The organism is Synechococcales cyanobacterium T60_A2020_003, assembly GCA_015272205.1.
Classification (GTDB): Bacteria; Cyanobacteriota; Cyanobacteriia; order RECH01; family RECH01; genus JACYMB01.
The window spans coordinates 1-10145 of sequence record JACYMB010000313.1; the positions used below are offsets into that span (position 1 = coordinate 1).

Annotated in this window: 8 protein-coding genes; 4 read left to right on the forward strand and 4 right to left on the reverse strand. The window is 52.0% G+C overall.

Annotated elements, in window-relative coordinates; all coding sequences use genetic code 11:
• Nucleotides 1–388: 388 nt before the first annotated feature.
• Nucleotides 389–745, reverse strand: a complete 357-nt coding sequence (locus tag IGR76_15515; GenBank protein ID MBF2079881.1) for a zinc ribbon domain-containing protein — start codon at nucleotides 743–745, stop codon at nucleotides 389–391.
• 162 nt (nucleotides 746–907) lie between these two features.
• A complete protein-coding gene (locus IGR76_15520; protein MBF2079882.1) occupies nucleotides 908–1639 on the reverse strand; it encodes a 2-phosphosulfolactate phosphatase family protein in 732 nt (243 codons plus the stop codon).
• Nucleotides 1640–1952: 313 nt separating this feature from the next.
• On the opposite strand from IGR76_15520, the gene IGR76_15525 reads away from it, so the two are divergent.
• The 3 genes from IGR76_15525 to IGR76_15535 all read left to right on the forward strand — a co-directional run bounded on the left by IGR76_15525 (nucleotide 1953) and on the right by IGR76_15535 (nucleotide 5355).
• Nucleotides 1953–2639: a HEAT repeat domain-containing protein gene (locus IGR76_15525; GenBank protein MBF2079883.1), complete on the forward strand. Its 687-nt coding sequence runs from the start codon at nucleotides 1953–1955 to the stop codon at nucleotides 2637–2639.
• A gap of 347 nt (nucleotides 2640–2986) precedes the next feature.
• On the forward strand, nucleotides 2987–3955 hold the full coding sequence (locus IGR76_15530) for a hypothetical protein (GenBank protein MBF2079884.1): 969 nt from the start codon (nucleotides 2987–2989) through the stop codon (nucleotides 3953–3955).
• Nucleotides 3956–4170: 215 nt separating this feature from the next.
• Nucleotides 4171–5355 carry an alanine--glyoxylate aminotransferase family protein gene (locus tag IGR76_15535; protein MBF2079885.1) on the forward strand — a complete coding sequence of 395 codons (1185 nt, stop codon included), beginning with the start codon at nucleotides 4171–4173 and terminating at the stop codon, nucleotides 5353–5355.
• Nucleotides 5356–5987: 632 nt separating this feature from the next.
• On the opposite strand, the gene secA is transcribed toward IGR76_15535, so the two are convergent.
• Both secA and IGR76_15545 read right to left on the reverse strand, forming a co-directional pair.
• Nucleotides 5988–8903, reverse strand: a complete 2916-nt coding sequence (secA, locus tag IGR76_15540) for a preprotein translocase subunit SecA (GenBank protein MBF2079886.1) — start codon at nucleotides 8901–8903, stop codon at nucleotides 5988–5990.
• A gap of 148 nt (nucleotides 8904–9051) precedes the next feature.
• Nucleotides 9052–9576 (reverse strand): diheme cytochrome C, encoded by a 525-nt coding sequence (locus IGR76_15545; protein MBF2079887.1) that lies wholly within the window; start codon nucleotides 9574–9576, stop codon nucleotides 9052–9054.
• 196 nt (nucleotides 9577–9772) lie between these two features.
• Here IGR76_15545 and IGR76_15550 point away from each other — a divergent pair, with 196 nt between their 5' ends.
• A complete protein-coding gene (locus tag IGR76_15550; protein ID MBF2079888.1) occupies nucleotides 9773–10132 on the forward strand; it encodes an acetamidase/formamidase family protein in 360 nt (119 codons plus the stop codon).
• The last annotated feature ends 13 nt before the right edge of the window (nucleotides 10133–10145 follow it).

Sequence of the window (10145 nt, forward strand, 5' to 3'; positions counted from 1 at the left end):
ACTGACATATCTTTTCTAGTAGGTTGGGTGAAACAACGTGGAACCCAACTCTAGCCTATATTCTGTTGGGTTACGCTAGCGCTCACCCAACCTACGAGAGAATCAGGGTTGTGTGAGTTTTGTCAGTCAATCAGGCCATTCAGAGGGAGTTCACTATCGTCTTGCTGAGGGAATCGCGTATGGGGCGGTTGCTCGGAATTTGCGCCAGGTTGCATAAACAACTCTGTTTCGTAACGTTTGAGGCATTTTTTAAAGTGCTGTAAGCCATTCAGAACATGAACATTCTCAAGCAGCACTCCTAACCTTACTTAAGACCGTTCTTAGTGAGATCACAGCCTATGCGACTCACTATAGCGAGTTCTCGTAGATTAACGATTCAATTGACGATTCATTGGTTGGCGATCGCAATTCCTAGACTAATCGCCGCAATACCAGCCAGGACAATCCAGGCTAAATGTTGGCTCAGCCAAGCCCGAATTAGGCGTACCTGACTGGGACGATACGGCGTCTGCACCGCCATGGACTGAGGATTCGTATACAACGTACACTCCGTCGCATAGGGACGCTGTGGAAACGTGCAGGTTTCATCGTGATCGTAGAGACAGGTTTGGCACAGGTACTGCCCGTCAGTTGAACGATAGAGCGGAATACCCGGATGCCCGTGTGCTTTCAGGACAAGCTGACACTGGGGACAGGCGATCGCCTGCCCCTCAACAGGATGATGACATCGAGGACACTCTAGCATTTGCTTAACGTCTGGCAATAGGCAAGGACACTAAGCCTATCCTAGCCCACGTTGCTTGAGTTCCTCAGGACTTACGCACTACGTGCGGCGTCCTGAGTCTTTTAGGCGATTTTGCGCGGGTGTAACCCGCGCAAAATCGCTCAATTGCGTAAGTCCTGTTTCTTAGTAGCGCACTAGCACGCCCTGGCTTTTTTGGATCGGCAACACATCTAGGCTGTCGAGATTAGCGCAAAATTCCAGATCCTTGTCTCCGTCTAGACGCAAGAGCCGTTTGCCGTGGCTGGCATGACGCAGTAGGTCTAACAAACTCGTCTGCCACTGAGTGTAAAGGGCGATCGCCCCAATCACTTCATCGTTGCCGATCCAGTCGTCGTCGTCCTTGAAGTGCTGACTCAGGGCATGGGCGATCGCTCCTGCGCAAACGGTGTCCTCCAGGGAAAAACTGCCTTCCCAACCAGACCCCACCATCCACACCTCAGCGGGTTGCGTATCCAGCAAATACCGCACGACGGTCGCCCGATTAATCAAAGCTCCGGCCAACACCGTTGCCGCATTTTGAATCCGTTCCAAGCAGCGAGTGCCGTTAGTCGTACTCATAAACAAGCGGCGATCGCCCATGAGGCTGGGGCTACAGTCCAACGGCGAATTGCCCAAATCACAGCCTTCCACCTTTGAGCCACCTCGTTCGCCAGCCCGCAACCGCTTCTCAGGCGGCCATTGTTCGCTTATCTGCATCAACTCATCAATGCTGCTGAACACTTGAACAGCCTCAGCCCCAGCCCCTAGTGCTGTTGCCATGGTGGTAGTGGCTCGGAGGACATCAATCGCGATCGCACAGTCAGGGATAGAATCACTAGGGACGAGTTCGGGGGTGTGATAAACAAACAGTTTCACGAGTTCAAGGCGTCACGCTGAATTAACAATGAATCATTTTAGGTGGAATCCTGAACACCCGCGCGAAATTATGATCGAGTTCCTTTGGCTATGCCCGGAATTTGATCAGAAATCAGGTCATTCATTTCGCTCCACCAGGGTATTGATGTCCACGTTACAGCAGGTTTGGGTACCTGTGTCCAACTGATATTCCAATGCTTAGCGTCGATACTTATCTATCCACCCTCCCGGCAATACGTGAACCAAGCCCAATCTCCCACATCCCGAAAGACTCTCCTACAATAAATGTGTAGAAACGTAAACTTTATGATTTATGGCTCAGCTCACCCTCCAAGAAATCGAGACACAGCTTGAGAGTGCCAATTCGCGCGATCGCATGATTGCGCTGGCCAATCTGCGCGATGTGTCACCGGATCAGGCCGTCCCGCTGATTAAGAAAGTTCTGGATGATGACAACTTACAGGTTCGTTCGATGGCTGTATTCGCCCTGGGACTGAAGCCAACAGAGGAATGCTTTCCGATCTTGGTGAAACTCCTAGAAACAGACCCAGACTACGGCATTCGCGCTGATGCGGCGGGAGCCTTGGGCTATCTCGAAGATCCCCGTGCTTTTGAACCCCTTGCACGGACGTTCTACGAAGATACGGACTGGCTGGTGCGGTTTAGCTCAGCAGTATCGTTAGGCAATTTGAAAGATCCACGGGCCCGCGACATTTTGCTGAAGGCGCTAGACAGCGATGAGGTCGTGTTGCAACAAGCGGCGATCGCGGCTTTGGGAGAAATCGGCGCAACGGATGCTGTCGAACATCTGCTGAAATTTGCCCAAGCTCCCGACTGGCTCATTCGTCAGCGGTTGGCCGAGGCTCTGGGGCACTTACCCGCACCGAAAACCGTTTCGGCACTGGAATATTTAGAAAAAGACAGCCATCCCAACGTTGCCTCGGCGGCGACCTATGCCCTCACTCGCCTACGTGAAGAACATCCGGACGCTATGCATTGACGTTAATCTAAACCCAAGCAGTGGTTAACACTAAGCACCGTGTGCTTTGGCTACTACGCGTTTTAACCTGCCACCGGAGGGGCGATCGCCAACAGTATGAAGTCACCATAGATGGGCGCAGAAAGAATCAGCGATAATGGGAGACCCTATACTCTGAGCTAAGCCCTACTTCAAATCCAAACGCTTTGTAGCAAAGAAATCCTCTGCACAAAGATTTTCGATTTTGCAGCCGCAGGATCGATAGGATAGTGAGTAGCGCTAAGACTGCTGAGTAGCCATCCGTTGGTGTATGACGCAATGCGCATAGGGGTGTAGTTTAGACAGGTGCTGCTTGGGGGCCTCCAGTCATGACCGACGTAGCAAAGCCAACTGATACTGAGGAGATCGCAAAATTACTCGTCCATTACGGATTTGATCTGGATGGCTATCGTCCTGAGCAGCTTATTCAGCGCTGGTCGGCACAATATCCAATGGCTTGGCTACGATTGGCTGTTGTTGAGGCGTTGTACCAAGGACGCTACAAGGTGATTTCTGTAGAACAGATTCTGATGATTTGGCAACGTCGCCAGAAGCCAATTCCTCATTTCAATGGCGAGTTTGATCGAATTGTCAGCAGTCGCTTACCCAAAACTCTACGGGAATCATCGACCGAAGCCGCCGCCTATCCCATTTTTTCACCTCCTAATCCAACGTCTTTACTGGCGAGAAAATCTGCCCAGGCTCTACACCGCCAAACCTCGGATTCTGCGGCATCTGAATTCAATCGGGATTGGTCGCGATCGCCCAAATCTTCATCTCCTCATCACGACTCGTCAACCGAGATCATGGCATCTCCGTTGCATTCTAAAGGGCTATCTGCGGATGTCGCCGATGAATCTCTCCTCTCGCAGGCGATCGCCCCCGATTCCCAGGAATCTTGGGCATCCTCCTCAGACGGACATACTCAGCACGACCGCTCTTCCCAGCCCTCGATCCAAGAAACGGCATCCTCCCTCCCCGAAACAGCCTCGCCAAAACCGGCTTCCGCTCATTCATGTCCGTCTGAACCGGCCCAGTGGTCTGTGCAGTACCCGCTGCGCACCCCATCTATTTCGCAGTTCATTCCTACGGAGCGAGCCTCAGGATTCTACAGTCGCCTAAAGTCCGTCGTCCAACGGCATGAATTTGCAACGCCTCCTCCCACGGATAACGGCAATCCTGTAGCCGACGAAGACGCCGATCACGCCTATGATTCCCATGACACCCATGCTTGTCAGTCCGAACCTGCGCCGGTTCAAGCGGATATCAGTCAGCATCTCGAACTCAGCCAAGACTAGTCAATTCAGGAAAGCAGTTTCTGCCATTCTGGAAACCTCCACGACTGTTAAGTCTATGAAGGATTGGCTAAGAATCCTTACAATCCTCTCCGATCGAGCTTCAAATCCGAAACCATGATTCATGGGAGAATGGCGGGAGGCGATCGCTCATCCTCTGTTTTGCATCTCTTGTAATAGAATCTCGCCACCGACTATGCATTGCGACAGGTAAATTCATGACTGCCATACTTTCTAACTCGTCTTCAAGCGTCGATAGTACGCATCGGATTGCAGCAAAACCCATCAATATGCCCCCTCGGCTATTGCTGGGGCCTGGCCCCTCTAACCCTCATCCGCTAGTTCTACAAGCGATGGGTTTGCCTCCCGTCGGGCATCTTGATCCGCGTTTCCTGGAGTTGATGAGTCAAACGCAGTCGCTCCTACGCTACGCATGGCAAACCAGCAACACCATGACGATTCCGGTCAGTGGCACTGGAAGTGCGGCGATGGAAGCCACGTTAGCCAATACTGTTGAACCGGGAGATGTTGTCCTGGTGGGCGTAAACGGTTATTTTGGGCATCGGCTTGTGGATATGGCAGGCCGCTACGGAGCCGATGTTCGCACCATGAGCAAGTCCTGGGGTCACGTCTTTTCCCTAGATGAGATTCGGGCGGGACTGGAAACCCATCGTCCGGCAATTTTGGCGCTAGTTCATGCTGAAACCTCGACCGGAGCCTGCCAACCCTTGGAGGGGATTGGGGCGCTATGCCGTGAGTACAACTGCTTGCTCCTGGTGGATAGCGTGACCAGTTTGGGCGGCGTTCCTTTGTTTATTGATGATTGGGGAATTGATCTCTCCTACAGTTGCAGCCAAAAAGGATTGGGCTGTCCACCTGGAGCGTCTCCCTTGACCATGAGCGATCGCGCCGTTGCAAAACTCCAGCAACGACGCACAAAAGTAGCGAACTGGTATCTTGATATGACCCTCCTCGGTCAGTATTGGGGAAATGAGCGAGTCTATCACCACACTGCCCCCATCAACATGAACTATGGTATCTATGAGGCGTTGCGCCTGCTGGCAGAAGAAGGATTGCAAGAGAGTTGGGATCGCCATCGTACGAATGCCGAGTTGCTCTGGGATGGTTTGGCCGATCTAGGACTTCAGTGCCATGTAGACATTGAACACCGTCTACTCACCCTCACAACGGTTAGGATTCCCGACGGTTTAGATGGAAAGGCGATCGCCCGTCAGCTTCTGGATCGGTACAACGTTGAAGTGGGGAATGGCCTGGGTGAATTGGCAGGCCAGGTATGGCGCATTGGTTTGATGGGGTACAACAGCCGTCCTGAAAATGTATTGACTCTACTGGCAACCCTAGAGCGAGTCCTCGCTGAAGCAGGGTTTCGTAAGGCTAGTTAGTGGTTTTTCGAGAGATTCGCGATCGCTGAAACAAGGGGGTTTGAGGTTGTTTAACCTGAGGCCACCTTTCGTTTATTTACCGTCATATCAACTTCAAGCTTGCCATAAGATGACACTTAAACCCACCGTCTGACGCAGCCTCCCCTTGCTCTAGACGCGAAGCGGCTTCCCGCAGGGTAGGGAGACTTGGGAGGGATCTCTGAAATAGCGCTACTTTGCGAATCAGATTCCGTATCAATTTCAGTCCTGAAGCCCAACCTAAATTGAGCTGAAATCGTAAGAATTAGTCTATTTTCTAATCTTTTCAGCCTGTGATTATTTTCCTTTATTTAATTTTAAAAAAAGAAAAAAGCTCCAGAGCATCTGTGTCTCTAGAGCGGAGATCTCATTCCAATAAGCAACTTAACATGCTTCTCCCCGTACACTGCCACCTGTAACTTACGGTTATGTAAAAGAAACCTAAAGATCTGAAACTTAAGTATTCCTGGCGATGGTTTACATTGGCTCCCGAACGACTAACGTGTTTCTGCAAGTCAAGACAGGCCGTTCAAGATCGGCGTTGCAAAAAAGGTGAACCGATTTGAACGGTTCACCTCATCATTCGCCCCAAATGAGTCAAAAATAGATGCGGCTTACTGCACCACTTCTGATGATTTCTTCACGGTCGGTTGGGGTTGCGGTTGAAACTGGAAGAGGGAGTAAACTACGTTTCGTCGAATCGAAATCATCATCTCTAGGAAAATTTCGTAACCCTCACTCTTGTATTCAATTAACGGATCTTTCTGCCCATAGCCCCGCAATCCTACGGACTCACGCAGGGCATCCATTTGCTGAAGATGCTCGCGCCACAGAGTATCGATTTGCTGCAGGATGAAGAATCGCTCGGCCTGTCGCATTAATCCGGGCTGAATCTGATCCACCTGAGCTTCTTTCATGTCGTAGGCGATCCGAGTCTGCTCATGGAGAAACGTCTTCATCTCGCCCACGGAAAGATCTTCAAGCTGTTCTGGCTCTAGATCAGAGAGAAGATAAATAAATTCTTTGACCTTCGAGACCATATTGGCCAGATCCCAGTCTTCGGGCGGCAGTTCAGGATTGATATAAGCGTCCACGATTTCATCCATCGTGCGCTCGGCGTATTTCACCACCAGTTCTTTGAGGTCTTGTCCTTCGAGTACCCGGCGACGCTCGGCATAGATGGCACGACGCTGGTTATTCATCACCTCGTCATACTCAAAGACCTGTTTCCGGATGTCGTAGTAGTAGGTCTCAACCTTTTTCTGGGCACCTTCCAGCGCTCGCGTCAGCATTCCCGACTCGATGGGCATATCTTCTTCAACCCGGAAGGCGTTCATCAATCCAGCCACGCGATCGCCCCCAAAGATCCGCAGCAAGTTATCCTGCAAGCTGAGGAAGAAGCGAGTAGAGCCAGGGTCACCTTGACGACCTGCCCGACCACGCAACTGGTTATCAATCCGGCGCGATTCGTGACGCTCAGTACCGATGACGTGCAGTCCGCCCTTGGAAACCACCTCTTCATGCTCGGCACGGGTGAACGCCTCATACTCGGCCTTTACTTGGTTATAGGCTTCCCGGAGTTTCAGGACTAAGGGATCATCCGTGGGTGCTTTTTCAGAGGCGATCGCCACAATGTCTTCCGCCTGCAATTCAGGCAGCGATCGCTCCCCAAAGGTTTTCACCGCAAAGTCTACAGCCTGCTTCAGCAGGGTTTCCGCGTCTTTAGAGAGTTCCGTCGGGAAGATTTGGGGCGAGGCTTTCCAGGTTTTTACCTTTTTGCCAGAGGGCGCAAACCCTTGGGCGTTGGATTTGCTACCCGGCACAACAGAACTGACCGCAAACTCATCGTCTTCGGGCTGCACAATGCGGGGCATGAAATATTCCCGCACCTTCAGACGCGCCATATAATCGGCATTACCCCCCAGGATGATGTCGGTTCCCCGTCCGGCCATGTTGGTGGCAATGGTAACGGTTCCCTTCCGACCGGCCTGGGCGATAATTTCCGACTCCCGCTCCACGTTTTCTGGCTTCGCGTTGAGGAGGCTATGGGGAATCCCTTCTTGACTCAAGAGCTGAGACAGAACTTCTGATTTTTCAACGCTGGTAGTTCCCACCAAGACCGGGCGACCCATTTCGTGCATTTCAGCACACTCTTTAGCGATCGCAACCCACTTGGCCTCTTCCGTCTTATACACCACGTCTGACAAATCTCGACGCTTAGATACTCGGTTCGTGGGAACGATGGTGACTTCCAGGTTATAGATTTTCTCGAATTCAGCTTCTTCCGTCTTCGCTGTTCCGGTCATTCCCGCCAGTTTGGGATAGAGCAAGAAGAAGTTCTGGTAGGTAATCGTGGCGAGGGTTTGAGTTTCTGGCTGAATCTCCACCCGTTCTTTGGCCTCGATAGCCTGGTGCAAACCATCACTCCAGCGCCGACCTGGCATCACCCGCCCCGTAAACTCATCTACGATCACAATTTCGTCGTTGCGGACGATGTAGTTCACGTCTTTGATGAACAGTTCGTTGGCCTTGATCGCGTTGAAAACATAGTGCGCCCAGGGATTTTCCGGATCGTAGAGATCGGTCACACCCAGGATTTCCTCTGCTTTGATAAAACCTTCATCGGAAAGCAGAACGTTCCGCGCCTTTTCATCGACTTCGTAGTAGCGATCGACTTGCTCTTGGGCTTCATCCGCTTCACGGAACAGGCGAGCCGCTTCTTCCTTATGGCCTTCTTCTTGGAGGCGAGTGGCTTCTGCTTTTTTGGCTTCGTACTCTCGAACCGCAGCACGCTTGAAGCGGGCGAGATGGTTCGCGACTTCCGCTGCCTTGAGATACTTCTCGCTAGGACGTTCGACCTGACCAGAGATGATTAGCGGCGTGCGGGCTTCGTCGATCAGCACCGAGTCCACTTCGTCAATGATGCAATAGTTAAAGGGACGCTGCACCACATCGGCCATGGAGGTTGCCATGTTGTCGCGTAGGTAGTCGAAGCCGAGTTCGCTGTTGGTGCCGTAGGTCACATCACAAGCGTAGTTCTTCTTCCGCTCTGCTGGGGTCATACCCTGCTGAATTAGACCCACTGAAAGTCCTAGAAAACGGTGAACTTGCCCCATCCATTCTGCGTCACGGCGAGCTAGATAATCGTTAACCGTGATCACATGAACACCCTTTCCTTCCAATGCGTTGAGGTAGGCAGGCAGGGTAGACACCAGGGTTTTGCCTTCCCCGGTTTTCATTTCAGCGATCTGGCCGTCGTGGAGTACCATGCCCCCGATGAGCTGCACATCGAAGTGCCGCATTCCCAAGACTCGCTTGGCGGCTTCGCGCACCACGGCAAAGGCTTCGGGGAGCAGATCGTCTAAGGTTTCGCCCTTTTCAATGCGTTGCCGAAACTCTGCTGTTTTCCCTTTAAGCTCTTCGTCCGACAGGGCTTGAATCTCTTCTTCGAGAAGGTTGATCTCAACCACATCAGGTTGATACCGTTTGAGCTTTCGTGCGTTTGGGTCGCCCAGCAGTTTCTTTAACATGGCAACAATAAAATGTCCAAGCAGTTATGAAAATAATTAATCTGTCGCTTCTTCCCCGCAAGGAATAGGCGATCGCAAATAGCACTGACAGAGTCAGCGCTTTACTTATGGTAGCGTCAGGCGCAGAATCCTGAACAGATTCATCCTATCACTCCCACTCTGGGGTCAAACTTCGGAAATCGTAGCGTTCGGCTCCGGGATGACAACTGACGCATCCCGTTAGTTGTAAAGGTTGGGGTAAATCAACTTGAGGATGTAATGCTTTGAAATAGCGGGATTCAGCAAGGCGATAGGGCACTGCTTCTCCTTCATTCAGCCCCCGTGAATAGTCTCGAAGATAGTTCCAAATCAAGGTCGGGGTCGGATCTAAGAGGGGGGGAATCACGACTCCATAGTGTTCGGTTGAAAGGAGGAGGCGTCGCCAGGTTTCACCGGGCAGCACCGCAGGCGGAATGCCAAGGTGACAGGTGGCGCAATTTTCAAGGTACAGTTCTTGGCCGAGGGTATACTCAGCGGTCACGGGATCGGTTGTCCCGATGGTTGGGGTAGCCATGACCCGCACCGAGCCAATTCCTAGCAAGCCACTGACGAGCAGTACCAACAATAGGGCAATGAAAGGCGATCGCCCCTGTCGCTGCGAAACGAATCGAGCTATGAAACCAGGTAAGCGCATGGAAACCTGCTGAATCACCGTAAGGAACCGTGAATGAGAGGACGATATGTTGCTAGAGAATGTTTCGCACCGTAGAAGGAACCGTGCTTTGAGGGCGATCGCCCATCCCAACGTAGATCATTTCTGAGTATACGCTATAGTGCTTTCGCATCCTGTTTTATCCCTGGGTTCAACCGCCCACATCTTCTTCCCTCCTATGGCCGAGCATCATCTCCTTACCACCTGTAAAACCGTTCATTTGGGCGGATTTTCCCCCTCCCTTACCCCTGTTTTACACATTCAGTCGGGCGATCGCGTCCACGTAGAAACCTATACGGGATTCTATGTGTGCGATCAGGCTCCTCCTGAATTTGCGCCACCGGAACTGCTGAATATTGTGCAAAACTTGCCGGAATCGCAGCGAGTGAGCGTTGGCCCCCACCTCTTGACTGGGCCGATTTGGATTGACGGAGCTGAACCCGGAGATGTGCTGGAGGTGCATGTGGAGGCGATCGCCCCTCGACTGCCCGTGGGCTTCAATCCCTGCGGGTCGATTCCCCGCCGCTCTGCGGCGTAAAATGCCAGGATGA

Bases quoted from the DNA above. Each gene is read 5' to 3' on its own strand.
- IGR76_15515 (MBF2079881.1), bottom strand. From the start codon at position 745: ATGCTAGAGTGTCCTCGATGTCATCATCCTGTTGAGGGGCAGGCGATC.
- IGR76_15525 (MBF2079883.1), top strand. From the start codon at position 1,953: ATGGCTCAGCTCACCCTCCAAGAAATCGAGACACAGCTTGAGAGTGCC.
- IGR76_15530 (MBF2079884.1), top strand. From the start codon at position 2,987: ATGACCGACGTAGCAAAGCCAACTGATACTGAGGAGATCGCAAAATTA.
- IGR76_15535 (MBF2079885.1), top strand. From the start codon at position 4,171: ATGACTGCCATACTTTCTAACTCGTCTTCAAGCGTCGATAGTACGCAT.
- secA (MBF2079886.1), bottom strand. From the start codon at position 8,903: ATGTTAAAGAAACTGCTGGGCGACCCAAACGCACGAAAGCTCAAACGG.
- IGR76_15545 (MBF2079887.1), bottom strand. From the start codon at position 9,576: ATGCGCTTACCTGGTTTCATAGCTCGATTCGTTTCGCAGCGACAGGGG.
- IGR76_15550 (MBF2079888.1), top strand. From the start codon at position 9,773: ATGGCCGAGCATCATCTCCTTACCACCTGTAAAACCGTTCATTTGGGC.